This is a genomic window from Brevibacillus sp. HB1.3, from assembly GCF_013186635.1.
GTDB classification, from domain to species: domain Bacteria; phylum Bacillota; class Bacilli; order Brevibacillales; family Brevibacillaceae; genus Brevibacillus; species Brevibacillus brevis_D.
This window is the reverse complement of sequence record NZ_JABMIT010000011.1, coordinates 194,943-219,998: the sequence shown is the minus strand read 5'-3', so window position 1 is coordinate 219,998 and position 25,056 is coordinate 194,943. Positions and strand designations below refer to the sequence as shown.

General features: G+C 47.1%; 23 protein-coding genes. 14 read left to right on the top strand and 9 right to left on the bottom strand.

Features of this window, described 5'->3' with window-relative positions; translation table 11 throughout:
• Nucleotides 1-32: 32 nt before the first annotated feature.
• The 3 genes from HPY31_RS23315 to HPY31_RS23305 all read right to left on the bottom strand — a co-directional run bounded on the left by HPY31_RS23315 (nt 33) and on the right by HPY31_RS23305 (nt 2,218).
• Nucleotides 33-719, bottom strand: a complete 687-nt coding sequence (locus tag HPY31_RS23315) for a class I SAM-dependent methyltransferase (RefSeq protein ID WP_172142650.1) — start codon at nt 717-719, stop codon at nt 33-35.
• Nucleotides 720-849: 130 nt separating this feature from the next.
• Complete coding sequence (locus HPY31_RS23310; protein ID WP_172142649.1) at nt 850-1,575, bottom strand: hypothetical protein; 726 nt, start codon at nt 1,573-1,575, stop codon at nt 850-852.
• A gap of 13 nt (nt 1,576-1,588) precedes the next feature.
• Nucleotides 1,589-2,218, bottom strand: coding sequence for a YczE/YyaS/YitT family protein (locus tag HPY31_RS23305; RefSeq protein WP_172142648.1), 630 nt, complete (start codon nt 2,216-2,218; stop codon nt 1,589-1,591).
• 121 nt (nt 2,219-2,339) lie between these two features.
• Here HPY31_RS23305 and HPY31_RS23300 point away from each other — a divergent pair, with 121 nt between their 5' ends.
• The 3 genes from HPY31_RS23300 to HPY31_RS23290 all read left to right on the top strand — a co-directional run bounded on the left by HPY31_RS23300 (nt 2,340) and on the right by HPY31_RS23290 (nt 4,886).
• Nucleotides 2,340-3,323, top strand: a complete 984-nt coding sequence (locus HPY31_RS23300) for a LacI family DNA-binding transcriptional regulator (protein WP_172142647.1) — start codon at nt 2,340-2,342, stop codon at nt 3,321-3,323.
• 82 nt (nt 3,324-3,405) lie between these two features.
• Nucleotides 3,406-4,275 (top strand): AraC family transcriptional regulator, encoded by an 870-nt coding sequence (locus HPY31_RS23295; protein WP_172142646.1) that lies wholly within the window; start codon nt 3,406-3,408, stop codon nt 4,273-4,275.
• A gap of 116 nt (nt 4,276-4,391) precedes the next feature.
• Nucleotides 4,392-4,886 (top strand): GNAT family N-acetyltransferase, encoded by a 495-nt coding sequence (locus HPY31_RS23290; RefSeq protein ID WP_172142645.1) that lies wholly within the window; start codon nt 4,392-4,394, stop codon nt 4,884-4,886.
• A gap of 496 nt (nt 4,887-5,382) precedes the next feature.
• Here HPY31_RS23290 and HPY31_RS23285 read toward each other — a convergent pair whose 3' ends face one another.
• A complete protein-coding gene (locus HPY31_RS23285; protein WP_172142644.1) occupies nt 5,383-7,482 on the bottom strand; it encodes a sigma-54 interaction domain-containing protein in 2,100 nt (699 codons plus the stop codon).
• A gap of 219 nt (nt 7,483-7,701) precedes the next feature.
• Here HPY31_RS23285 and HPY31_RS23280 point away from each other — a divergent pair, with 219 nt between their 5' ends.
• The 4 genes from HPY31_RS23280 (at nt 7,702) to HPY31_RS23270 (ending at nt 11,033) form a co-directional block, all read left to right on the top strand.
• Nucleotides 7,702-8,835, top strand: coding sequence for a M20 peptidase aminoacylase family protein (locus HPY31_RS23280; protein WP_172142643.1), 1,134 nt, complete (start codon nt 7,702-7,704; stop codon nt 8,833-8,835).
• Nucleotides 8,836-8,865: 30 nt separating this feature from the next.
• A complete protein-coding gene (locus HPY31_RS23275) occupies nt 8,866-10,278 on the top strand; it encodes a YfcC family protein (protein ID WP_172142642.1) in 1,413 nt (470 codons plus the stop codon).
• A gap of 130 nt (nt 10,279-10,408) precedes the next feature.
• Nucleotides 10,409-10,570 (top strand): hypothetical protein, encoded by a 162-nt coding sequence (locus HPY31_RS28930; RefSeq protein WP_253901916.1) that lies wholly within the window; start codon nt 10,409-10,411, stop codon nt 10,568-10,570.
• On the top strand, nt 10,566-11,033 hold the full coding sequence (locus tag HPY31_RS23270; RefSeq protein WP_371811768.1) for a class I SAM-dependent methyltransferase: 468 nt from the start codon (nt 10,566-10,568) through the stop codon (nt 11,031-11,033). Before HPY31_RS28930 ends, HPY31_RS23270 begins: the two co-directional genes overlap by 5 nt.
• Nucleotides 11,034-11,054: 21 nt before the next feature.
• Here HPY31_RS23270 and HPY31_RS23265 read toward each other — a convergent pair whose 3' ends face one another.
• Complete coding sequence (locus tag HPY31_RS23265) at nt 11,055-12,413, bottom strand: TrkH family potassium uptake protein (RefSeq protein ID WP_172142641.1); 1,359 nt, start codon at nt 12,411-12,413, stop codon at nt 11,055-11,057.
• 460 nt (nt 12,414-12,873) lie between these two features.
• Between HPY31_RS23265 and HPY31_RS23260 the strand changes: the two genes are divergently transcribed.
• The 5 genes from HPY31_RS23260 (at nt 12,874) to HPY31_RS23240 (ending at nt 18,869) form a co-directional block, all read left to right on the top strand.
• Entirely contained in the window at nt 12,874-14,625 is a 1,752-nt protein-coding gene (locus tag HPY31_RS23260) for an ABC transporter ATP-binding protein (protein WP_172142640.1), read from the top strand.
• A gap of 4 nt (nt 14,626-14,629) precedes the next feature.
• Nucleotides 14,630-16,687 (top strand): ABC transporter ATP-binding protein, encoded by a 2,058-nt coding sequence (locus tag HPY31_RS23255; protein ID WP_172142639.1) that lies wholly within the window; start codon nt 14,630-14,632, stop codon nt 16,685-16,687.
• Nucleotides 16,688-16,760: 73 nt separating this feature from the next.
• Nucleotides 16,761-17,087 (top strand): DUF1904 family protein, encoded by a 327-nt coding sequence (locus tag HPY31_RS23250; protein WP_016740630.1) that lies wholly within the window; start codon nt 16,761-16,763, stop codon nt 17,085-17,087.
• A gap of 236 nt (nt 17,088-17,323) precedes the next feature.
• Nucleotides 17,324-17,896, top strand: coding sequence for an RNA polymerase sigma factor (locus tag HPY31_RS23245; protein WP_172142638.1), 573 nt, complete (start codon nt 17,324-17,326; stop codon nt 17,894-17,896).
• Complete coding sequence (locus HPY31_RS23240; protein ID WP_172142637.1) at nt 17,877-18,869, top strand: hypothetical protein; 993 nt, start codon at nt 17,877-17,879, stop codon at nt 18,867-18,869. The genes HPY31_RS23245 and HPY31_RS23240 overlap by 20 nt, the downstream gene beginning before the upstream one ends.
• 61 nt (nt 18,870-18,930) lie before the next feature.
• On the opposite strand, the gene HPY31_RS23235 is transcribed toward HPY31_RS23240, so the two are convergent.
• Complete coding sequence (locus HPY31_RS23235; RefSeq protein ID WP_172142636.1) at nt 18,931-19,857, bottom strand: DMT family transporter; 927 nt, start codon at nt 19,855-19,857, stop codon at nt 18,931-18,933.
• A 110-nt stretch (nt 19,858-19,967) separates the two neighbouring features.
• Here HPY31_RS23235 and HPY31_RS23230 point away from each other — a divergent pair, with 110 nt between their 5' ends.
• Nucleotides 19,968-21,389 (top strand): aminotransferase-like domain-containing protein, encoded by a 1,422-nt coding sequence (locus tag HPY31_RS23230; protein WP_172142635.1) that lies wholly within the window; start codon nt 19,968-19,970, stop codon nt 21,387-21,389.
• 193 nt (nt 21,390-21,582) lie between these two features.
• Here HPY31_RS23230 and HPY31_RS23225 read toward each other — a convergent pair whose 3' ends face one another.
• The 3 genes from HPY31_RS23225 to HPY31_RS23215 all read right to left on the bottom strand — a co-directional run bounded on the left by HPY31_RS23225 (nt 21,583) and on the right by HPY31_RS23215 (nt 23,411).
• Nucleotides 21,583-21,783 carry a cold-shock protein gene (locus tag HPY31_RS23225; protein ID WP_007721941.1) on the bottom strand — a complete coding sequence of 67 codons (201 nt, stop codon included), beginning with the start codon at nt 21,781-21,783 and terminating at the stop codon, nt 21,583-21,585.
• A 215-nt stretch (nt 21,784-21,998) separates the two neighbouring features.
• Nucleotides 21,999-22,685 (bottom strand): 23S rRNA pseudouridine(2604) synthase RluF, encoded by a 687-nt coding sequence (gene rluF, locus HPY31_RS23220; RefSeq protein WP_172142634.1) that lies wholly within the window; start codon nt 22,683-22,685, stop codon nt 21,999-22,001.
• An 18-nt stretch (nt 22,686-22,703) separates the two neighbouring features.
• Complete coding sequence (locus HPY31_RS23215) at nt 22,704-23,411, bottom strand: MOSC domain-containing protein (RefSeq protein WP_253901914.1); 708 nt, start codon at nt 23,409-23,411, stop codon at nt 22,704-22,706.
• 85 nt (nt 23,412-23,496) lie between these two features.
• Between HPY31_RS23215 and HPY31_RS23210 the strand changes: the two genes are divergently transcribed.
• On the top strand, nt 23,497-24,945 hold the full coding sequence (locus HPY31_RS23210; protein WP_172142633.1) for a nicotinate phosphoribosyltransferase: 1,449 nt from the start codon (nt 23,497-23,499) through the stop codon (nt 24,943-24,945).
• Nucleotides 24,946-25,056 lie beyond the last annotated feature (111 nt).

Here is a 25,056-nt window from a genome sequence, read left to right as displayed (position 1 = left end):
AAAGCCATCCGAGAAGGATGGCTTTTTTGCAATTATACCTCCAACCACCAAACCCCCGCGCATTCCGGCAAAGTCACTAGCTTTTCCACAACGATTCTGTCCGCAAGCTCATTACCAAAGAAAAACCTTGCTTGCCGTTCTGCTTCTTCCAAGTCTGCAAATCGGTAGTCCAAGCGAATCCATTTGTGAGAGAAGCCGTATCTGTTTTCTAACAAGGAATAATACTGTGTAAGAAATTCGGGTGGATGAGGAGTTTCATATCCGGTCCCCATCGTCTCCATGATGACGATCATGCCACCAGGACGGAGCACACGTTTCATCTCGAGAATGATCTTTTCAAGATTGAGCTCGTTGTTGGGAACTTCAGAACTGGTGAGATAACAAACCGTCCACCCTGCTACGATGACATCTGCACTGTTATCGTCCGCGGGAATATTTCGATGATCGGCTACGCTGGTTTTCCAATTGGAAAGACCGGCTTGCGTCAGCTGTTGTGCATTCACTTCTAGCATAGCGGCGGAAGCGTCCAGAGCAAGAACGGACTTGGCATGAGGGGCAAGCACAGAGGTAAGTCTTCCTGAGCCAGCTCCCAGATCGATCACGTCCTGTCCTTTGATAGGAGTGATTTCTTCGATGACAGCAAGCAGACTTGGTTGTCTGGAAATCATCAAATCGTACTGTTCCGCTTGCGTTTTATAAATTTGTTCGTGATTTGGCATCGTTCATCCTCCAGTTACTTGATCGTACTGGGAATTATGGTAAAGCCTCACGCCACGTGAAGGTCAAGAGATAGAAAAAAGGATTCCGCCTCGCAGTCTTATGAGCGACAGGGGAATCCTTCTTTTTCATTTAGGAACGGACAGAAATTAAGTCTTTCGCCAGCGCTACCATCTGATCATGAAGGGTAGGATCCAGTTGATTGCTTCCGGTGTGGTATGCGAGATGATAAAAGATTCCTTGATCATAGAACTCCATCTCATGGGCGTTTGTGACGATCAGATTTACTGCGTGATTTTTATCATCATATTTGTAAAAGTTATACACATAAGAGCTGTTTGTCGTGATGATATGATGATAGAAAGTGATATCGTCGGTCAATGGCTCAACCCGCATGACGTTCCCAAACGAATCCAGTCCAGAAGCAGATGGTTTCACATGAGCCAAGGGGTTTTCATCTGTCTCTGTCATACGTAAGATGAAGAAGTTTTCCGTAATAGGGACTTCGTTATTCTGCGTGTATGTCAGCTGTAGCTGGTATCGTGTTTCTTTTTCGGGGCCTGAGGAGAATGAGACGAGATAGGCTATCTCTTTTTCGACAGGAAAAGGCAGCTTCGTTTTATCCATTAGCCTGATACGGCTTTGGAGAGACGAAGGCAATAACGGTGTCAATTCCTGAATACTCATCGGCTGGAAATGCGTCACGTTTTCAGGATCTTGGGTCAGTCTGTGAATTTCGCTCTGGGCAAAAACATCTCCGCCAGCTTTTACGAGACCAGTGGAAGAGGAGCAACCACCAAGCAATAGAAACAGGCTAACTGCAAGCGAACACACAACTTTTGGTCGAAAATTTCTCAAGGCTTTCCTCCTATTATGCCTCCGCCCCCTTCCTTTGATTGGCGAGACGAAGCATTTTATTCCCGACGTTGATTGCTGCTTGAATAATGTAGCCAGTCGTAAACGACAGCACGACTGTTCCGTAATAAATCGGGCCATCTAACAGGAAGCTTGCGCTAAGAAACATGCACGCCAGCAAAATTTCAGTCCGTCTGAATGTCCACTTTAATCTTTTCGACATAACCAGTACAAATGCCTCTTGGGGAGCTGTGCACACTTGCGTACACACATACAACCCGATACCGCTACCGATGCAAATGTTTCCGAGTGCCATCGTCAGAAGCGGTGGCAATGAACGGATACCAGCCATGAGCCCATCGATGGACCCGATCAAATCGACAAAGACGGAGATCAGCACCATGACCAAAATGGCGCCGACAGAAATATAACTGCGATCCATGAAAAGGACGATGATGACAAAGGTCAGGTTAATGGCAAACATCCAGAAGCCAATCGATATCCCGAAGTTTTGATGCAGGGCAATAAACAGAGAATCATACGGGCTAAGACCAAAGGATGTAATGGTCGTCATCATGTTGATCCCGAGCGCCAAAATCAATAAGCCTACGATAAACAAGAGATGTTCAAATTTTAAGCGAATCACAAAACACGACTCCTTTCATTCTACATAAGGAGAGCATAAGATGTGGAACGCTTTTCAGAGCAAGCGGAATGTGTTTTGATGTATGTAATAAGTACTGATCCGACGTCGAGGAGTAATCTGAGTGGCTAACATAAGAGAAATCGCGAAATTGGCAGGTGTATCCGTTTCAACTGTTTCCCGAGTACTTAACAACCATCCGTACGTGAACGAGAAAAAACGCGCGGAGATTCTCAAGATTATTGAAGAACAAAATTATGTTCAAAACAGTAATGCTGTCCACCTCTCAACTGGAAAAACGATGGTCATCGGTGTGACATTGCCTCTCGTCAACAACCAATACTACAGCTCCATTATCGAAGGCATTGCAGCAGAAGCAGCCCAGCATCATTACAAGCTGATGGTGTGTCAAACGAATAACAACCCCGAGCAAGAACGCAGCGTTTTGCACTTGCTCAAAAATAAAAAAATCGACGGGCTTATCATGTGCTCCAGGTCCAGCTCTTGCGAAACCCTCAATGAATACGCAGGATACGGACCTATCATCACGTGTGAAGCAAATGATACCACATCTGTTTCGAGTGTTCATATCGACCACTATCAAACGTTTCTGATCGGGATGGAGTATCTGATGAAGAAGGGGCATCGCCGAATCGGGTATTGCATCGGTAGAAAAAACAGCTTTAACAGTCAGCATCGCAAACGTGCCTATTACGAAAAGCTGCATTCGATTGACGTGACACCCTCCTCAGAGTGGTCATTTGAAGAATGTTTAACGATCCAGGATGGCAAGGATGTTGTGGGGAAATTGCTGCAAACAGAAGAGCGGCCGACAGCAATGATCGTATCGTGCAATCATATAGCGGCAGGGATCATCAAAGAAGCGAGTAGATTGGGGATTCGCGTACCGGAAGACTTAGCCGTAGTCGGTTGCGATGATCAACCAATCGGAGAATTACTAGAGATCACCACTGTATCCAGCTCCAGTACGTTGATGGGAAAATACGCTTTTGAGATGCTGCATGAGCGGATTTGGACACAGCAGCTGGATGGGAAAAAGGAAGCGAAGGAACTGTCGCCCGAATTGGTAGAACGACTAACCACGTAAGCTTGAAAGATAGCACAGTTGATCAAAAAAAAGCTCGGCATCTCCCGCATACTAAAGAAAAAATAGGTGAAGGAAGTCAAAGATGGACACGTACAAGCGGATTCAGGACGCGATTGATTATGTCGAAGAGCATCTTCAGGAAGAAATGAACATCACCGATATTGCTTCCAGGGCGCATTTCTCTGCGTTTCATTTTCAACGTCTGTTTCAGGCAATCTCAGGCTTCAGTGTACAGGAGTACATTCGCAAGCGCAGACTGTCGGAAGCTGCACTGGCACTAAAACAGACAAGTGACAATGTGCTCGAAATTGCCGTGACCTATCAATACCAGTCGCAGGAAGCATTGACTCGCGCTTTCGAGAAGCAGTTCGGCATTACACCTGGGAGATATCGAAAAGAAAATCATTCGCTGCCTTATCTAGCCAAGATGGACTTTTTGGCCTTTCGCCAAACGATCAAAGGGGAGATTATGATGAACAAACCAACCATCACGACATTGGATGACATTCGTATCATAGGGCGAAGGTTCCGGACGAGTTTACAGGATGAGCAGCATTTCAAAGACATACCGGGCTTCTATTATGAATTTGGACGTAATCAAGACTACTTGCGGATTCCGAATAAAGCGGCGGAGGATATGTCATACGGAATCGCCTGCGAATTTGAAGACGACGGGGGCTTTTCCTTTGTGATCGGGGAGGCTGTGCATCAGGTTCCTGATGAACTGTCCGAAGGCTTTATTTCGTTTGTCTTGCCTGGCGGAAAATACGCGGAATTCAAAGTGACAGGTGATGCCGACCTTGTGCAAAACACACGTCGCTACATTTATGGAACATGGTTACCTCAATCGAATTATGAAAGAGGCGAGGGACCGGATTTTGAAGTGACAGATGTGAGGGGTTCACGCTTTCCTGAGGCGATGCGAGTATCTATTTACATCCCGCTTCTATAGGTGTTTGTTCAGCCGAACGCAATAATTTTACAGTACTTTCACACGCCATCCATTCCAGCTTTATACCCGTTTGCTACAGTGTAAATGTAAGAGCGAATGTACAGGAGGCGGGTAGGGTGGAAGTGCAGATTGAGCGTGTCGTAAGAGATGATTTTGCTGAAATGATTACGTTGGCAGATATGACATTACCCGATCGAATGAACTTGCATGAGCTGAAAAAGTATATGGAGCTGTTTCCTGAGCTGATTTTCAAGGCGACCTACAACGGCCAGCTCATCGGTTTTAGCTGCGCCGGCATTGATATGTACCAGACGACTGGTTGGCTTCTGTTCAGCAATGTGAGCAAGGAGTTTCAAGGTCAAGGCATCGGCAAGCGGCTAATCGAAGCCAGACTGCAAGCCCTGCGCCAGTTTCCAACACTTCGCACCGTGCAGGTTACGGTGAGTGAAACGAACGCATCCTCTATTCGCGCGCTGTCTGCCTATGGCTTCGCTCTGGCTCATGCTGAGCAGGACTACTACGGGCCGGGCAAGCATCGGAATTTGATGGAGCTGCCTATTTTGCCTATGATTCAACCAGAAAAAATAGAGTCGTCCATCGTGACTACGTAGGTGGATTCATGAAAAAAGCGGAGGAGCTAAAAACTTGCCGCTTTTTTTATATGCTGTATCGATGCTGTAGGGGAAGGAAGAAGTGCATTTCCAGTCTGCGCTTCGGCCTACGCCCCGCATGGGGGATTGACTGTACGCTTCGGCATAAATGGCGGGAGCGCTTCAAACGTAGAAGTTTCGATGAAGGATTCCATAAGTGAAGCTGAAATTCCCCGCCATTTATGCCGAAGCTGGGTAGGGCTCCAGAGGCGCTTGGACTGGAAATGCACTTCTTCCTATGCGGCTTTCGACCTTGAAAGTGAGATTCAAGAAGTTGTAGTAAGTAAGCTACTTTGCACTGACCTTCAAAACGACTAGAAGAATGAATAATAACATTGCTATAAAGAAGCCCTGCCACATGTTTGGAAGGAGACCGCCCGAACGAAGAGAGGATATAGGCGACTGGAAAACATGTGGTAGGGCTTCGGGCTCCACAATCGTAGGAAGACAACAATAATTACCCCTTCGTAGCAATCAGCAAAGCCTCCAACACCTGCTGCCCAAACGCAGTAATCTGCGTCCCTTGCTTCTTGACTCCGATCGAGACACACCCAGCGCGGTCCAGCATGGTCAGCTTGTGCCTGATTTGGGCTTCAGTCATGGAGGGACCACCGTTCATTCTCGCGAGCAGGGCGCTGCGTCCAGTACGCTCCTGACGCTTGTAGCAATCGGACAGCACTTGCAGGATCGCTGTGTAATCTACCAAGGAGCCTTGTCTGGACAAATACCGGATTGTATCCTCCAACGTATCATCCTGGTGAGAGAGAAGTGGTGGAGTAGAGACATGCCCCACAAAAAAACGATCCGGCAAATGAGCCAGCTCCACCTGATTCCCCTCTGCGATGACGACTGCATAGTGAATGAAATTTTCCAGCTCACGAATATTGCCTGGCCAATCGTAACGGAGTAGTTGTTCCGTCACTTCTCGGGAGAAGGACAGACGCTGCTTTTTTTTCTGCAAGAAATAATCGATCAGTACCAAAATATCATCTGGACGATCACGCAGGGGCTGGATGTGCAACGGCAGGACATTCAGTCTGTAGTACAAATCCTCGCGAAACGTCCCTTTTTTGACCATTTCCATCAAGTTGCAATTGGTAGCCGCGATGACGCGGACATTGACTGGAATGACGCGATAGCCCCCTACGCGCATGACCTGCTTTTCTTGGAGAACGCGAAGCAGTGCCGCTTGGATGCTGAGTGGGGCATCCCCAATCTCGTCCAGAAAAATAGTCCCGTTGTGAGCAAGCTCGAATAGCCCCATCTTTCCGCCTTTTCGTGCCCCTGTAAAAGAACCTTCCTCGTACCCGAACAACTCGCTCTCTACCAAGCTCTCGGTCAGCCCTGCAAAGTTGACGGGGACGAACGGACCGTCACGACGCGTCGAGTGGTGATGGATAGCTTGGGCAAAAACTTCCTTCCCCGTTCCGTTTTCTCCTGTAATGAGAATCGTAAAGTCGCTTTCGGCTAGCTTGGTCGCCACGCGTTTGTTAGCCTGAATGGACGTGCTTTTACCGATGATATTGTCAAACGTATACTTGGTCATCAGTCCGAGATTGGCACTCTTCGTCCGTATTTCCTGTTCGATCTGCTGAACCTTCGTCACGTCCTGAAAGGTAATGACTGCCCCAAGAAACTGATCATCCAAGAACGTGGGAATCTTGGTAACCAAGAGGTACAAATCGCGGAACTCCAATACCTGCTTCGTTACTTCTGTGTGTGACTCGACTACCTCCAGTATATGAAATTCGGGAATGACCTCCGCTATATTTCGTCCAATGCAAGTTGCTTCAGTCATGTGCAAAATTTTCTCCGCTTCTTTGTTTAGCACAGTGATATTCCCTGTGGCATCTGTGCCAATAATGCCTTCATGAACGGCATTTAAAATGGAGCTCAGCTTTTCATTCAGCTTCCGCCCATTATGTACCGAATTGGTCAGCTTGCGCCCGATATGGACGAAATCACTGATGAAATCGGCTGTGTACAGGTTTGCCTTATCTGGAGACAGATCAAGCAGGCGCGAAATATCAAAGATCGTCGTCAAATCCAAAGGGCGGTGCCCCAATTCAATGACGTTTTCAAAATGAGCAGGAATCAGCTCCCTGAGTCCATGACAGACAGCGACATCTATTTGATCTTTTTCAGGAAGCGGAGTCTCGGTATCGGGTACGTATGGTATAAAAGTCAGATGAGAGAATCCGAGATGAAACAATAGCTCAATCGCGCCGTCTACCATTTCGATGGAGTTGGAAACAAATAGACAGCGGGTTCCTGGAGGTAAATCCATGAGTTGATCCAACTTGTTAATGTCAATCGTGCGCCTTGCTAGCAGCACGGGGATGTCTGACGGAAGAGCTGGCTGATCGTGCAAGAGACTGGTGTCCGAAACGAGAATGAGGTCAACTGCATCGTATACACTCGGGTGAAGTCGTTCTTGCATATGGTTTCGAATGATGTTCAAGCGGTTGCCGAAAAAAGACGTGAGCGTGTTTGCAAACACCAAGCTGATCGTCTCCAACCGGGTCATCAACAAGATGCATGGGTTCTGTTTTATCATGATGAGACTCCTTTATATTTGCCGAATAGCTTTTAGATTTGGGTGAAAATATTGGAGCGGATATACATAAAAAACAACCTATATTATAACCTAAAAAAACCGAGATTGTTCAGAAATGCTTAACTTTTATAACAATATGCTTTTGGCACGAATCTTGCTATACATCCGGTAGAGCAAAACGAGATACTAGAGAAGACATCAAGGAGGAGGATGTATCGGATGAATCCGTTCTTATACGTGGACGAGCATCGCGACGAAATAGTGCGAACATACGAAGATTTGCATCAATTGGCGGAGCCGAGCTGGCACGAGGAGAAAACGGCGAGATATTTGCGGGAACGCTTGGAGGCGGCTGGTATTGCTGTCACACGCTTCGAGGGGCACCACGGCTTCTATGCGGAGATTCCTGGTGAGAGTGCTGAAATCGTGGCTTTGCGCGCGGATATGGATGCACTTGTGCAGGAAGTAGACGGCGTAGTAAAACCGAATCATTCATGCGGACACGATGCTCACTCGACATTGGCTCTCTACAGCGCTCTGGCCATTCAAGCAAGCGGAGCGGTGCCGCCAAAAACGATGCGCTTTCTTTTCCAGCCTGCTGAAGAGAAGTTGGGCGGAGCCTTACAGATGATGAAGGATGGCGCCCTGGAAGGCGTGACAAAGCTGATCGGCGTTCATCTGCGCCCCGAAATGGAAGTGCCGTATGGGAGTGCTGCTCCGGCGATTTTGCATGGATCGTCTAGCTCCGTCAAAGGGACGATTACAGGTCTGCAAGCACACGGAGCACGTCCGGCGCTCGGAAAAAATGTCATCGAAGCCGCTTCATTTTTGGTACAAGCGTTGCAAAATATTCGCCTGCAAGACGGATGCTCTTTTTCTGTGAAGATGACCCAATTGCAAGCAGGGGGAGAAACGGTAAACGTCATCCCTGATCGAGCGACCTTTAGCCTCGATGTACGTGCCCAGTCCAATGAAGGCATGGCAGAATTGCGGAGAAAGACCGAGCATGCCATGAATCAGACAGGGGCTTTGATGGACATGGATGTGGAGTGGGAATGGTCGGGAGTCACACCGGCTGCGGTCGCCAATGCGAATATGATCGAAGTAGCCAAAAAGGCAATTGGGCAAGTGCTGGGTGAGGACAAAATTGCCGATATATGTGTGACACCAGGTGGAGAGGACTTCCATTTTTATGCGATTCACCACCCTGAGCTGGCTACCACGATGATTGGTTTGGGGTGTGGTCTCACACCTGTTCTGCATCATCCACAGATGACCTTTCAGACAGATGCCTTGATTTACGGGGCGAAAATCATGACAGCTGCGATTTATGAAGCAGCCCAACATTCTTAGAGAACCGCTACACAAGCAGGGGGTTACCATATGACAGAAAGCAAGCAACTAAAAAAGAAAAGCTTATTTCGGCTAGACGCCTATGTCCTTTTGTTTTGCATCTTACTTCTATGTGCTTTGGCTACCTATGTGGTCCCGACAGGAGAATTTGACCGTGTAAAAAACGGCAATGTGACGACGGTTGTCCCGGGCAGCTATCATGCGGTGGATCCGAATCCTACGGGCTTTATCGAGTTTTTTACCGCGATCCAGACAGGAATGGTCAAAGGCGCACCGATCATCTTCCTTGTTTTGTTCACAGGCGGTGCTCTAGCTGTTTTGGATAAGACAGGTGCACTCAACGCAGCGATTCTGACCATGGTCCGAAAATTGGGAAATAGAGAGTGGCTACTGGTTATTTTGATTACTTCCGTCTTTTCCATTTTGGGTACGTTGGGTGTCATCGTCAACTCCGTCATTGCTTTCGTTCCGCTCGGCATCATGATTGCGAGAGCGATGAAAATGGATGCGATCTTTGGTGTGGCTCTGATTTATCTGGGTGTGTATGCCGGATTCAATACGACAATTGCTTTTCCAGGAACGCTGGGCTTGTCCCAACAAATTGCGGAGCTGCCTCTGTTTTCAGGTATCGGCTACCGCACCATCATTTATGCTACGTTTGTGATCGTAACCATTCTGTACATCGGGCGTTACGCGCGGAAGGTTCGTCAAAACAAGAGTATCTTGGGGGACGAGCTCTTTCCTTCTGATAGTGGTTCAACTACGATGGAAGTAGACACGAAAAATGTTGATTTTACTACCCGTCACAAATTGATCTTGGCGTTTACAGGGATCGTTCTGATTGGTTTTATCGTCTGCACGATCTTGTTCAAATGGGATGTAAACGAGATGGCCGGAATCTTTATTTTTATTGCGATCGGCGTAGGCTTGCTTAACAAGATGAGTGGCAACGATATCGCTAAAACGTTCTTAAAAGGTTGTCAGGGACTGATTTATGGGGCTTTGATTGTCGGTATGGCACGTGCGATCACGGTCATTTTGGAAGATGGAAAGTTCCTCGATACCATCGTATATGGGCTCGCTACCATTCTGGAGCCGCTCTCTCCGATGGCAGGGGCGATTGGGATGTTCCTCGGAAGCGCTGGGCTGCACTTCTTGATTTCGTCCGGTTCAGGTGAAGCCGTTATGCTGATGCCGCTGTTGGCACCATTGGCTGACCTGATGGGCATTACGCGTCAGGTCGCAGTAGAGGCTCTGATGCTCGGAGAAGGTGTGGTCAACTGCATTAACCCAACCTCAGGTGTTCTAATGAGTATTTTGGCGATGAGTGGCATTTCCTACGGCAAGTGGCTGAAGTTCATGCTTCCGCTCACAGCAGTATGGACAGTTCTCTCCATCGTGTTTATCGTGATTGGGGTATTGATTAACTGGGGCCCGTATTAATACGACATGCGATGATAAGGAAGGCTTCGCCAACATCACTTGGCGGAGCTTTTTTTCATGAAAATCGTTGACGCGCATAAACTGTGCAACGATACATCATTTTCGCAGGCAGAAAGTAAGGAAGCTCACCGTGAGTACGGAAAATCAATCCGCTTTTGATTATCAGAAGTACTGGGAGGATAACTACGCTTCGGGTGGAAATTCTGGACTTGGCTCCTATGGCGTGCTGGCTCTTTTTAAAGCAGAAGTGATCAATGCATATATCAAGGAGCAGCAAGTGAAGTGTCATTGAATTTGGCTGTGGGGATGGTAATCAACTTCTCTTTATGAAATATGAAAATTACGTGGGGTTGGACATTTCACCGACTTCGGTGCAGATGTGTGCCAGAATGTTTGGCAAGGATTCGTCGAAAAGCTTTTTTTTATACCATCCAAAATCCTTTTACAATCAAGGATACTTAAAAAGTGATTTGGTCGTATGCCTGGATGTGCTGTATCACATTACTGATGAGGAAGACTTCGCGAAAACATTGGATGACATCTTCTCTTGTGCTAAAAAACATGTCATTCTCTACACGAAGGTAACAAATGGGACAGAACCCCAGGTTGTCGACATGATCAAAGATCGTGACATCTTGCGCTACTTGAAAAAGTACAACGATTTCTCCATTACGCGAAAGATTGAGCAGAAATATCCAGACCTGTCTTCTGCCAGCTTTCTGATTCTAGAAAAAAATCCCCCAACGGCTACATAGCTTTGGGGGATTTCCTTTTCTCTATTGACCAATGATGATGCGTTCTTTCGGATAATGGTAGCGTACGATTCGGTCATTGCGCTTCAAGAAGAGGAGCAAATTGATAATTCCGATACGTCCGATCATCATCGTAATAATCAGGATGAGCTTGCCGCCTATGCCCATCTGAGCCGTAATCCCAGTAGACAATCCGGTAGTACCGAAAGCAGAGCAGACCTCGAACAAGACGTACTGGAAAGGTAAGTCCTCCAGCCAGACGAGCAGCATGACCGCTGTGAACACAAGGATGATTGCGATGAAAAAGACAATAAAGGAGCGTTGAATGTCCTCATCAACCAGCTCTCTTCCGAACACCTTTACCTCCTTGTAGCCACGCATGTTGGCAAAAACCGAGGCAATCAGGACGAAGAACGTCGTGGTCCGTATCCCCCCGCCCACGCTGCTCGGCGAGGCGCCAATGAACATCATCCCGGAGAGCATGATGAGTGTTGTGGTCGACAAGAGGCTGATATCCATCGTAGCCAAGCCGCCGCTTCGTGAGGAGACGGAGTGAAACAATGAATAGAACAGCATTTCATGCCAGGACTTATCGACCAAAAAGTGATTTCGTTCAAAAACGAAAATGAGCAGGGCGCCAATGGCGATCAAGGAAAAGAACGTCAGTGTCGTGATCTTGGTGAAGAGCGAAAAGGTGAAACGCACTTTTGCGCGGCGATAGGAAAAGTACGTTCTCAGCTCTACGAGGACGGGAAAACCAATCGCTCCACAAATAATCAAGATCATCACGATAGTCTGAAACACGTAATCGTGGGTAAAGTCGAGCATGGAGTTTCCGTGCAGGTCAAACCCGGCATTCGTAAAAGCACTGACAGATGCAAAGTAACCGTGGTAAAAAGCGGTGTACCAATCGTCGTAATAGCCGGCGTAAATAAAATGACTACCTAACAGAATGGTCCCCACCAGCTCGATCATGAGCGCAATCACGAGAATATTGCGCATCAGGTCGACCAGACCGGACAGCGTGGAGCGGTTGTGGTCTGTCGCGATCCAGATGCGCTGTTCCAAGCCGATTTTTTGACCCATGAGGATCCAGATGAACGTGCCGAGTGTCATGATTCCGACCCCACCAACCTGGAAGAGCAACGTAAGAAACAAAATCCCCCACTGGTTGAAAACCTCATGAATCGTAATGACAGTCAGCCCGGTAACGCTGATGGCACTCGCCGCAGTAAACAAAGAGTCAATAAAAGAAAGAGAGGCTCCCGGTAAGTGAAAAAACGGCAATGACAGAAGAAACGCTGAGATCAGGATGAGCCCAACGTAGGCGAATACGATGATTTGAACAGATGTCAATCGACGTTTTTGATTGGATGATAACAAAATAAATAGCCTCCTGAATAAGCTTCATGAGGATAATCATACCAAAAAAAGTTCGCAAGCAAAAATACAAAAGATACGTTTGCCCATTGTTCATGAGCCGAATCAATGCTGACAGAATTTTGCCTGCGATATTTTCGCGGTTGACAATGTATCTGTAATAATGGTAAAGTTCAGAATGTATTTATTGGAAATTCAAAATATTAATGGAAAGGTGGGCTAGTCATGAAAAGAATTGTACGCATGGGTCATTCAAACAAGGGCATACATGACGTAACCCCACCATTGATACGAGCGTAGTATCGTTTTTTTGATCTCGTTAACATGGCGTAGGTTACATTTTTCGTAACTTGCGCCTTTTCTATTTTTGTTGAGGAAAAGGCATGTTGCTCATGGGCGATATGTCTTTTTTTGGCCTCTTTAAAAGGTCACCCAGCCAGGTAAAGAGAGGGGAGAAATACGGATGTTCTCGGTTTTGGCAAAGCTTGATTGGTTTTTCAAGGAGCATTGGAAACGGTATACGGTCGCTATTCTGCTATTGATTCTGGGCGGCTTATTGGAGATTATCCCTCCAAAAATCATCGGGGTGGCTATTGATGAGATTCACCTGGGGACGCTGACTGGCGAGCGGCTAGTATCCGTCTTGCTGTTTTTCGGTGTATTGTCTGTCGCGATTTATTGGGTCAATTTTATCTGGATTCGCCAGCTGTTTGGGGGAGCGTTTCTGGCGGAGCGGACGTTACGGTCGAAGCTCATGACACATTTTTTGCGGATGACGCCAACGTTTTATCAGCGCAATCGTACCGGTGATCTGATGGCACGAGCAACAAATGACCTAAAGGCTGTCTCGATGACGACAGGCTTCGGAATTTTGACGATGGTGGATTCGTTATCCTTTACAGGGGCAATTGTGCTGACGATGGGCTTTTTGATTAGTTGGAAGCTGACCTTAGCGGCGATCCTTCCATTGCCGTTCATGGCCTATATCATTAAGCAGTATGGGAAAAAAATTCACGAGCGCTTTTCTACCGCACAAACCTCGTTCGGTGAGCTGAACGACCGGGTGCTGGAATCCGTCTCTGGAGTTCGCGTGATTCGAGCTTACGTACAGGAGATGGCGGATCAGGAGCGCTTTCGCCAAAAAACACATGAAGTGTATCAAAAAAATATCGATGTAGCGAGAATCGATTCGCTGATTGAGCCGACCGTCAAAATATTGGTTGGGATCAGTTATATGATCGGATTAATCTACGGTGGCTACCTCGTGTTCCAAAGAGAACTGACCTTGGGAGAGCTGGTTTCGTTCAACGTCTATCTCGGGATGCTCATTTGGCCGATGTTTGCGATTGGCGAATTGATTAATGTGATGCAAAGAGGAAGTGCCTCGTTGGATCGGGTCAATGAAACCTTAGCGTACGAAGCCGATGTGACGGATCACGACAGACCGGTTCGTGTGGCAGTACCAGAAGTGATTCGGTTCGATTCCGTGACATTCCGCTATCCATCTGCGCAGGTTGACCAACTAGTGGATGTCTCCTTTACTCTGGGGCGGGGTCAGACGCTAGGAATCGTCGGGCGTACGGGAAGCGGGAAATCCACGTTGGTTCGACAACTGCTTCGCGAATTTCCGATAGGACGGGGGGCCATCAGTGTTTCGGGAGAGGCGCTAGAACAGATCAGCCTGGATAACATCAAGAGCTGGATCGGCTATGTACCACAGGAGCAGATTCTGTTCTCGAAGACAGTCCGTGAAAACATCCTGTTCGGGAACAACGAGGCAACAGAAGAACAGCTACAGGAAGTGTTGAAGCAGGCCGCATTTGCTCGGGATGTGCAGCTATTGCCTGATGGCTTGCAAACGCTCGTTGGTGAAAAAGGTGTAGCCCTTTCAGGTGGGCAAAAACAGCGGGTTTCGATTGCTCGGGCTCTTTTGGTCAATCCGGAAATTTTGATTCTCGACGATGCCATGTCGGCGGTGGATGGCAAAACCGAAGCGGAGATGATCACGAATATTCGCCGGGAGCGTGCAGGCAAAACAACACTGATCACCACACATCGCTTATCAGCGGTCCAGCATGCAGATTGGATTCTCGTCATAGATGAAGGACGAATCGTCGAGGAAGGTACACATGCACAGCTATTGGAGCTGGGCGGTTGGTATAAAGAACAATTTGAGAAACAGCAGATTGAAGCGACGCTGACAGAAAGCGGGTGAATGAATGACGACAGGGAAAAGGCTAGTCCATTATGCATCCATTTTTAAAAAGACGATCCTCTTGGCGGTATTGATGCTGTCCATCTCGGTTGGGGCAGAACTGACGGGACCGTTTTTGGCGAAAAAAATGATCGATACGCACATCATGGGCATTGAATTCCCTTGGTATGAGACGGCACAGCGTGAGAATTCCGTGTTATACAAAGGGAAGTATTACACCAGGCAGGATCACTTAGTAGCTGGTGAGAGCACAGGTGGGGAAGTTCGTGTTCTGCAGGTCGGGCGCGACTATTATTTCTTGAATCAGGCGATTTCATATGATGGTCAGCGCTCCGTTGAGGATGGGAAGCTCGTCATTGTCAAAGGTGCGGATCGAGCGGAGTACCAGGCCACTCTCTTAAGCAATCAGGAGATATTCGAATTTTTCCGGCCAGAGACAAACGGCTTGCTCATACTGGCTGCTCTCTATTTCGGATTATTGGTAGTTGCCTCACTTTTCCACTATGGGCAAAAATTTTTATGGCAAAAATCAGCGAATCAGGTCATCGAGAGACTGCGTATTGACGTGTTCGCGCATATCCAACGATTGCCCATTCACTATTTCGATCATCTCCCTGCTGGGAAGGTGGTTGCTCGTGTCACAAACGATACGGAGGCAATCCGTGAGCTGTTTACGAATGTGCTCGGAAACTTCATTACGAGCGGGATTTATTTAATCGGTATTTTCACAGCGCTGTTTTTGCTTGATATACGACTCGCGCTCGTTTGTCTGGTCATTTTGCCAATCATGGTCGTGTGGATTTACTTGTACCGCAAGTACGCCTCTTCATTCAACCATGTTATTCGGGCACGCATCAGTGACATCAACGGAATGATTAACGAGTCGATCCAAGGGATGCCGATCATTCAGGCGTTTCGCAGAGAAAAGGAAACGATGCGGGAATTCGGCGAGCTGAACGAAGAGCTGTTCACCTACCAAAATAAAATGCTGCGGCTCAATGCGACCGCTTCGTTTAACCTGGTTCAGTTCATCCGTAATATCGCGTTTGTTTTATTCATCTGGTATTTCGGCGGAGCCTCCCTCGGGATAGGTACTCTGCTCTCACTTGGTGTCCTCTACGCATTCGTCGATTATCTCAACCGTTTGTTCCAGCCGATGACACAGATCGTCAACCAATTGGCGAACCTGGAGCAATCTCTCGTCGCGGCGTCGCGTGTGTTTGAACTGCTGGATGAAGAAGGCGTTGATGTTGATCCAGCAAAGGTTCCGTGCTATCAGGGGAATGTTCGCTTCGACGATGTTTCCTTTGCCTACAAAGACGACCAATACGTACTGAAAAACATTTCGTTTGAAGCTTGGCCTGGAGAGACAGTGGCACTAGTTGGTCACACGGGTTCGGGAAAAAGCTCGATTATCAATCTGTTACTCCGTTTCTATGATGTAAACAGAGGAGCGATTATGATTGATGGGCGCAATGTGCAGTCGTTTTCCAAACAGCAGCTTCGTCAGCATATGGCTATTGTTTTGCAGGACCCGTTTTTGTTTACAGGAACGATTCGTTCCAATGTGAGTCTGGATGATCCGTCGATTTCTCCGGAAAAAGTGGAGAAGGCCTTGTGTGATGTAGGGGCAGACCAACTGTTCCGCAGTCTTCCGCAAGGATTCGATGAACCCGTTATCGAGAAGGGAAGTACGCTTTCTCTCGGACAGCGTCAGTTGATTTCGTTTGCGCGTGCTTTGGCGTTTGACCCGGCTATCCTCATTTTGGATGAAGCGACTGCCAGCATCGACACGGAAACAGAGGGCATTATTCAAAATGCACTTGAGGTGTTGAAAAAAGGGAGAACGACCTTCATCATTGCTCATCGCCTGTCTACGATCAAAAATGCAGATCAAATTCTCGTACTGGATCGAGGGAGAATTGTAGAGCGAGGAAAGCATGAAGACTTGATGGAGAAGCAAGGCAGGTACTATCAGATGTATCAATTGCAGCAAGGGAACAAAGAAGTGCGGGTGCAAGAGGCAGTAGGTAAGCAAGGGAGCGCCGCAGCTCTAACCTAGTTTTTTCTACTCTTTTTGCCTCTTGAACGGTAAGATAGAGCTTAGAAGTATGGACTTTTCAGGAGGGATCATCATGCCACATCTTATCGTTCGAGGCATTCAAGCTGAACAAATGGCCACGATTAGCGAACCACTTGCAGTGGAGCTTGCTGCACTCTGCCAATGCGGTACAGACAATTTCACAATCGAATGCTTACATACAACAGGCGTTTTTGGCGGGAAGATCGTGGAGTCGTTTCCTTTTATTGAAGTAGCATGGTTTGAGCGGGGGCAAGAAGTTCGTGACCAGTTTGCCCAAATTGTAACCAAGCATGTCCTAGCTCTTGGTATCCCAGAAGTGGAAATGGCATTTGTCGCTTATCAAAAAGAAAGCTATTATGCCAACGGGGAGCATTTTTAAGAGAAGCCGACAGGTGCTGTCGATTTCCCGGGAAAGAATTAAGACATTCGACAAGCGTACAGACAACTAAATGAATACAAGCATGGAATAAGGGTGTTCCTTCCTGTGGTACGAGGTTTTTCGTACGAGACGGGTGGAGCACCTTTTTCATTTTTTTCGCAGAACCAAAAATTTCTAAAATAGGTGTCACAAACAAAAGATACCAGTTGTTATTCATAGTGAGAGGAGGGCAAACCGTGGAAAAAACAGAGATAGAACGCCTGCTGATCGAAATAAAAGCGGGTTCTCTTGAGCAATACGAACTCATTATCGATCATTATCAACAACCGATCTTTACATACTGCTATCACATGCTCGGTCATCACCAAGATGCGGAAGACGCTGTCCAGGAAGTCCTGTTTCGTGCCTACGAGCATCTTGAACAGTATACGTACTCACTGTCATTTTCCGCATGGCTGTACCGGATCGCTTACAACCATTGTGCGAATGTGCTAAAGCGCAGGAAATTAAGCCGCGTGTTGCCCTTTTTGTACAATCGGGATCAGGATGGACGCAATTATGTCGAGGAGAGCATTGACAGCAATTATTTAGGGGAGCCAATCGAACGCATCTGGAAACGGCTGTCCGCCGAAGAACGCACACTTATTTTCCTGCGTGTGCTAGAGGAAAGAGAGTACGAGGAAATCGCTGAGCTGATGGACAAAAAGCCTGCGGCTCTGCGCAAGCAATTCGAACGCGTTTTGAAAAAGTGCAAACGTTATTTGCCAACGATGGGAGGGGTGGCCGCTAATGGACAAAAATCCGTTTAAGCACATGAGAGACATGCTGGTAGCGAAGCCAGTCCCGAAAGTCGATGTCAAACATAAAGTTATGGCAGCAATTCGTGCCAAGGAAAACAAGGAGGAGAAAGTCGTGAAAAAGAAAATAGGTTTGCTGGTCACTGTAGGTATGCTCGTCGGAGCGTCTTCCGTATGGGCGGGAGTGGAAATGATCCAATTGAAAAATGAGAAGGGCGAAGTGGTTTACGAGCTAACACAGCATACTGATCAAGAACAACAGCGATTGATTCAGCAAATGCCCCCAGAGGAACAGGCGAAAATGGAGGCGAGGAAGAAAATGTATGAGCATCGGGATGAGGTCAATAATGAGATTATTAATGGTTTGAAGCCTGGAACCTCAGTCGCTATATACTGGAAGCCAACGAAAGATGAGGAAGAAATCCAAAAGAACATAACCTGGTCAATATATAAACAACCGTATATCACAATGGTATCTATGCCGATGACTTATAAAACATGGAAGGAAATGGAGCCGGTTGTAGGGAAGATGTTCACGCTTCCAACCGAGCTTGCTGGAGGATTCCGTTTCGATGAAGGTGACGTACACTATGAGGAAAACTACGAGTACATGGTTGACCTCGAAGCACTGAAGGCAAAAGCCATCAAAGAAAACAAAGATTACGCCTTTACAGAAATTCCGTCAAGCAACAAGTACGATTTTACCAGTGTTGCCTATAAGTCTGAGAAAGGCAGCGTAAGGGTAGAGGTACGAATAGCTGACGGAGGCAAAGTGGGAACAAATGCAGAGGCAATCGAAAAAATCATGATTGGCAACAATGAAGCGGTTCTCACGACGAACACTTCTAAAAATGGCCATGATTTCCATTGGATCACCTGGGTAAAAAATGGGAGCAAACTGGAATACTCTGTGCGTGCTGGTGAGGAAGTTGTATCTAAAGACGAGCTGATCAATATAGCCAAGCAGATTAATGAGATCAAATAATCGAAGATAAAATACAGGAGTACCATAAAGCGCTAGGCTTTCTTATGGTACTCCTTTTTTGTCATGAATGGCTTACATCACTCAGCTTGTTTGCCTTTTTACCCATCATCTGCTTCAAGCCATCCCTATTAATCAGGATAATCCCGGCAATAATCGTGATTCCCCCTACGAACGACAGGAGATATAGCGGCTCATTGTACAGGATGACGCCCAAGCTCAGGGCAATCAACGGAGAGATGTAGAGCCACGTGGAGGGAAACACAGGGTTGGTTTTGGCCACGAGCCAATAGAAAATGGTATGCCCCATCATGGAACCAACGAAGACCAAGTACAGAAGTGAGAGGATCGCATTCGCCGTAAGCATCGATTCAATATGCACTTGCTCGGTGAACAGAGATAAGACAAGCAGCATGGCTCCTCCATACATCATCTGTGCTGCATTCAAAGCGATGGGAGAGGTATCTTGGAACCGTTTGATGACGCTACGGGAGTAAACTGCACCAGCAGAATAAAAGAGTTGCCCGAATATGACTGCCAAGCATCCTGTAAGCCAAAGAAGACTGAATGAGATGGTCACACCGGGTAAAATCAGCAAAAAGACACCGACAAAGGCAACCAAGCAACCCGCCCACGCAATACCGGGGAGCTTTTGCCGAGTAATACTTGTCTGAAGCAGCATCACCATGAGAGGGGCTGTTGCAGATAATATCGCTGCAATTCCTGAACTTACATGCTGCTCCGCCCAATACAAGGGGGCAAATGTCCCGAACGTCAAACCGATACCAGTAAGAAACATCTCTTTATGGAGCAGCAGCGAGAGACGCGCCTGTTTTTTCCAGAGCATGAATGAAAACAAAATGGCACCTGCCAGAAAGAATCGAAGTCCTCCTGAGAAAAACGGCGGCGCTCCCGCATCGATCCCGACTTTGATTGCCAGAAATGTCGTTCCAAATATCAAGCACATGACCACATAATTAAGCAGTACCATTATGATTCCTCCCTTTTCCTCATCATAAAGGGAAGGGAACAGAACAGATGAAATAGAATAGAACAGATGCAGAGATCCATCCATTATCATGGGGGAAAGGGGGGAGCTGCATGAAAAGAGAGGCTCTTTCAAACAGTCATTCTGATAAGCTGTTCGAGCAAGTGTATGACTATCTGCTGGACCGAATCATACGCGAAGAGTGGAGGGCACATGAAAAGCTCCCATCCGTTCGCACATTGGCGTCGGAATTGAATGTGCATCGTCTGACGGTTTTTAAAGCATTTCAATTATTAAAGCAGAATCACCACGTGTATGTGAAGGATAAGTCAGGGTATTATGTACAACCTAGTAGTCTGTTGCCAGTGGAGTCGATGAATGATCCAATCGTTTCTGCCTACGTGCACAAGAGTCACCTTTCTGAAATTCATCAGGTGCAGGCGACCTATCAATTTTCCAAAGCATTGATTGAACCGAATTTATTGCCAAATCATTACTTTTCCGAGTACGTGAAGAAAGTGTTTGATCTGTATCCAAAGGTGCTGGGTACCTACTCAACTACACAGGGAGATCAGGAGCTGAGGGAAGCACTGTGTAGCTATTATGTAAGCCGTAATCATTTTCATCTGTCACCCGATGAGCTGATGATTACATCAGGTTCGCAGGAAGCGATCGATTTGGTTGCCAGAGTCCTTGTAAAGCCGCGTGATGTCGTATTGATTGAGAGACCTACTTACAGCCCTGCCATTGATGTATTCAGAAGACAGGGCGCAAATATGATTCCCATCGAGATTTCGCCGCATGGGTATGATTTGGAGCAGGTTGAACTGTTGATGCAAAAAGAAAAACCGCGCCTGTTTTATCTCAATCCGACCTTTCACAATCCGACGGGCTATACGGTACCCGCTGAACAACGGAAGAGACTGGTGGAGCTGGCTGCGAAGTATCAGTGCCTGATCGTAGAGGATGATCCGTGCCGCGATATTTACTTTGGCGATGAGCCCCCACTGCCGTTTTTTTCTTACGACACGGCGGGCTATGTCATCTATTTGCGCAGCTTTAGTAAATACATTGCGCCGGGGTTAAGTATTGCGACTGTGGCATGCCGACCATCTATCATGAAGTATTTGATGCAAGCGAAGTCACTTTCCGACAGTGGAGCGCCCCTGCTGAATCAAAAGATTTTTTTGCATTATTTCTTCTCCGAACGGATGCAGCAGCATTTGGCGAAGCTGCGAATTGCACTGGCTATTCGCCGGGATATTATGGAGGAAGAGCTGTCTGTGACAGACTGGGAGTGGTCCAGCCCACCAGGAGGCTTTAATTTATGGGTGAAGCTGCCTGATTCCGTCCCGATGGAAAGTCTATTGGGGAAGTGCATAGAGCAATCCATTACGTTTGTGCCTGGTGCAATCTGTGACCCGCTGCGGGAGTTTAGCTCTTGGATACGCATCAGTTATTCCTATTTGAATGAACACCAGCTGCGCGACGGTTTGCAAAGGCTCATCAGTACGGTTCGTCAGTTGAACATGTAGGAAAAGGAAGGGCATCCGTATTTGAAAATATAAAAATTTTAAGAAGTGCGATGTACTGTGTTATACTGAGTCTACCATTTACTGTTCTGTAGCATTCCCTACTCGATTTACGTGAGTAGGGTTTTTTATTTGTGTCTCAGACAACAAAAAAACAGACACCCTTACAGGTGTCTGTTTTTTGTGTTTGGTTAAATTAAACTTTTTGAACGTTAGTAGCTTGTGGTCCGCGTTGGCCTTGTTCTACGTCAAAAGTAACTTTTTGACCTTCGTCAAGGGATTTGAAACCGTCGCCTTGGATAGCGGAGAAGTGAACGAATACGTCTTCTTTACCTTCGCGCTCGATAAAACCAAAACCTTTTTCTGCGTTAAACCATTTTACTGTACCTTGTTCCATTGTTATTGCCTCCTAGTGTGTAACACACATATATTACTATCCTTGCTCTCAGGATCATCTAGACGAAATTTTGCTATCTACGCTATCCGTTGCTTCGAACAAAAATAATTCTCTACTAGCATAACAGGATATTGAAAGGATAGCAAATTATTCGCGTATATTTGATGAAAGAAATTATAAATGAGCCACTATACGAACTCCAACCCGTCCTGATTTCACAAGCTTTTATTCAGATCAGTCAATTCCTTGGCCGTCAGATTGCGCCATTGCCCCAATTTCAAATTCCCCAGCCCAATGTTCATGATGCGTACTCGCTCAAGCTTTCTTACCTGATAACCAAAAGCCTGACACATCCGTCTGATTTGCCGATTGAGCCCTTGCGTCAGCACGATATTGAAGACGCGGTCGCTGACTTTGGTTACTTTGCAAGGCTTGGTAGTCGTTCCGAGAATGCGTACGCCGTTTGCCATTCCGTGCAAGAAGTTCGCCGTGATGGGCTTGTCTACGGTGACGATGTACTCTTTGTCATGATTGTTCTCAGCACGCAAAATTTTGTTTACGATATCCCCGTCATTGGTTAACAGGATGAGGCCTTGCGAATCTTTATCCAGACGCCCGATAGGAAAAATCCGCTCCGGGTGATTCACGAAATCGATGATGTTACCTTTGACGTGTAGTTCAGTGGTACACGTAATTCCTACAGGCTTGTTCAAGGCGATGTAGACATCTTTCTTTTTGACACCGAGCGGCTGTCCATCGATGCGCACGTCATCTCCTGACTCAACCGTACTTCCCAGTTCCGCGAGTTGGCCATTGATTGTCACGCGCTTGGACTCGATTAATTTATCGGCTTCTCTTCGTGAGCAAATGCCGGTTTCACTGATGAACTTATTAATTCGCATGAGACGTTCCTTTCGCTATTACTGCTGCTTTTCCAGTTTTTCAAGTAATTTATTCCGCCAAGGCAGGGCCAATTCCTCCACCTCGAGCATACGCTGTATCGTCCCTTGGGAGGGTGCCTTGTCATGGAAGTACAAGTGGTGGATGGAAGCCACACTGACTTGCTTTGGATGAGCAGAGATTAGGGTAATCTCTGAGTCTGGCTTGATCGTCCCTTCCTGCAAGACGCGGAAGAAATAGCCCGTATAGCCCATTTCCACCACGGCTTTGAGCAGTTGGTTATTGTTGTTGCGCTTATTGATCGTCGCGCAAGGAAATCTGCCTTGGGTCACTTGCAGGATCGTATCACCAAATTGATACACATCCCCGATACAGACCTGCTCTTCGGTCATGCCAGCGAGTGTGAGATTTTCTCCGAATGCCGCATTGGTCAGAGGTTGGCCGAATAACTTCTCCCAATGGGCATAATGTTCAAAAGGATACGCACAGACGACGCGGTCTGGGCCACCGTGGTACTCTGGATTCGCGATATCGTCGTCATCGATTTTCTCGGAACGGACAACGAGTTCGTTTGCTTCTTCCTTCCAAATGCCGGAGAGATATTCCTTGCCGTTGTACATATTATTTTTAGGCAAACCTTTACTAATAGTAACGATTTTTCTGGTCAACTTATGCTCACTCCCAGCCTGTACGATTGCTTCTCTTTTTATCCCCATACTATACCACATTCCCTAATATCCTCCACAGCGGATGGGCATCAGCGAACGCTTCTGGTATGATGATAGAAAGGAATACACAGGAGGCCTCAGTGACATGCAATCATTTGGTGTGGCACTACACACAGATAAATATCAGATCAACATGATGTACGCCCATTGGGTAAACGGAACACACAATCAGAAGGTCGTTTTCGAAGCATTTTTCCGCAAGTTGCCTTTTGGAAACGGATACGCTGTATCTGCCGGATTGGAACGAATTGTTTCCTATATAAAAAATTTGCGTTTTGAAGAAAGCGATCTCAAGTATTTGAGTGAGCAGGAGGAGAACTACGATCCGAAGTTTTTGGAAGAGCTGTGCCAGCTTCGTTTTAAGGGCTCGCTCTACTCTGTGAAAGAAGGAACCGTGGTTTTCCCGAACGAGCCACTCATTCGCGTAGAGGGGCGTGTCATGGAGGCACAGCTGGTTGAGACGGCCCTGTTGAACTATATGAACTACCAGACGCTGATTGCAACCAAAGCTTCGCGGATTAAAAACGTGGCAGGCAATGATGTTCTTATGGAATTCGGAACAAGAAGGGCGCAGGAGGCAGATGCTGCGCTGTGGGGGACGCGGGCAGCTTATTTGGCTGGCTTTGACGCGACCTCGAACATGCTGGCAGGGAAAATGTTTGGCATTCCGACAAAAGGGACGCACGCTCACTCATGGGTACAGAGCTTTGAGAGTGAGGAAGAAGCATTTGAGCGCTTCGCAGCAGCTCTACCAGGACAGGTAACCTTGCTGGTCGATACTTACGATACGCTCAAAAGCGGCGTGCCGAATGCAATTAAGGTCGGAAAACGCCTGGAGAAACAAGGCAAAAAGCTGACGGCAGTGCGCTTGGACAGTGGCGACTTGACATATTTGTCCTGCAAGACGCGTGAAATGCTGGATAAGGCAGGCATGACCGATGTGCAAATTGTCGCTTCCAACGATCTCGATGAGCACACGATTATGAACCTGAAAGTACAAGGAGCACGCGTAAATAGCTGGGGAGTTGGAACGCAGCTCATCACGGCAGCGGATCAGCCGACGCTCGGAGGCGTATACAAGCTGGTGGCACGCGAAGGCGCGGACGGAGAATATCAGCCGACCATCAAAATCTCCGGGAATCCGGAAAAAGTCACGACGCCGGGCATTAAAGATATGTACAGATTGATTGATCCGGAAACAGGCAAAGCGATTGCTGACTACATGTGCTTCCCACATGAAACAACAGTCGAAAAAGGAGCCCCTCTCCATTTGTTCCATCCGAGCCATACGTATTTGAGCAAGCATTTGGAGAACTACCAGGCAGAGTCGCTGCTCGTTCCGGTATTTGTGGATGGGGAACTGATTTATGAACTGCCGACCCTCCAAGAGATTCGCAACTACCATCGTGAGCAACTCAAGCTGTTCTGGCCTGAATACTTGCGCATGCTGAATCCGGAGCATTACCGTCTGCACATCAGCGAAGAGATGTGGGAAACGAAAACCAAGCTGATGAAGGCGTATTTGAAAAAATAAGAGAAAACGTCTGATGTGTCGCGAGGATGCATCAGGCGTTTTTTATTTGTTTACCAAAAATAACACAATAATGTGAAAACAAAGAAAATAAATTGTCTGAATTTACTCTCA

Excerpts from the sequence above, each read along its gene's own strand:
- HPY31_RS23215 (WP_253901914.1), bottom strand. The coding sequence starts at position 23,411 with ATGTGGTATAGTATGGGGATAAAAAGAGAAGCAATCGTACAGGCTGGG.
- HPY31_RS23225 (WP_007721941.1), bottom strand. The coding sequence starts at position 21,783 with ATGGAACAAGGTACAGTAAAATGGTTTAACGCAGAAAAAGGTTTTGGT.
- HPY31_RS23230 (WP_172142635.1), top strand. The coding sequence starts at position 19,968 with ATGAAAAGAGAGGCTCTTTCAAACAGTCATTCTGATAAGCTGTTCGAG.
- HPY31_RS23260 (WP_172142640.1), top strand. The coding sequence starts at position 12,874 with ATGTTCTCGGTTTTGGCAAAGCTTGATTGGTTTTTCAAGGAGCATTGG.
- rluF (WP_172142634.1), bottom strand. The coding sequence starts at position 22,685 with ATGCGAATTAATAAGTTCATCAGTGAAACCGGCATTTGCTCACGAAGA.
- HPY31_RS23275 (WP_172142642.1), top strand. The coding sequence starts at position 8,866 with ATGACAGAAAGCAAGCAACTAAAAAAGAAAAGCTTATTTCGGCTAGAC.
- HPY31_RS23315 (WP_172142650.1), bottom strand. The coding sequence starts at position 719 with ATGCCAAATCACGAACAAATTTATAAAACGCAAGCGGAACAGTACGAT.
- HPY31_RS23210 (WP_172142633.1), top strand. The coding sequence starts at position 23,497 with ATGCAATCATTTGGTGTGGCACTACACACAGATAAATATCAGATCAAC.
- HPY31_RS23250 (WP_016740630.1), top strand. The coding sequence starts at position 16,761 with ATGCCACATCTTATCGTTCGAGGCATTCAAGCTGAACAAATGGCCACG.
- HPY31_RS23255 (WP_172142639.1), top strand. The coding sequence starts at position 14,630 with ATGACGACAGGGAAAAGGCTAGTCCATTATGCATCCATTTTTAAAAAG.
- HPY31_RS23285 (WP_172142644.1), bottom strand. The coding sequence starts at position 7,482 with ATGATAAAACAGAACCCATGCATCTTGTTGATGACCCGGTTGGAGACG.
- HPY31_RS23235 (WP_172142636.1), bottom strand. The coding sequence starts at position 19,857 with ATGGTACTGCTTAATTATGTGGTCATGTGCTTGATATTTGGAACGACA.
- HPY31_RS23240 (WP_172142637.1), top strand. The coding sequence starts at position 17,877 with ATGGACAAAAATCCGTTTAAGCACATGAGAGACATGCTGGTAGCGAAG.
- HPY31_RS23295 (WP_172142646.1), top strand. The coding sequence starts at position 3,406 with ATGGACACGTACAAGCGGATTCAGGACGCGATTGATTATGTCGAAGAG.
- HPY31_RS23280 (WP_172142643.1), top strand. The coding sequence starts at position 7,702 with ATGAATCCGTTCTTATACGTGGACGAGCATCGCGACGAAATAGTGCGA.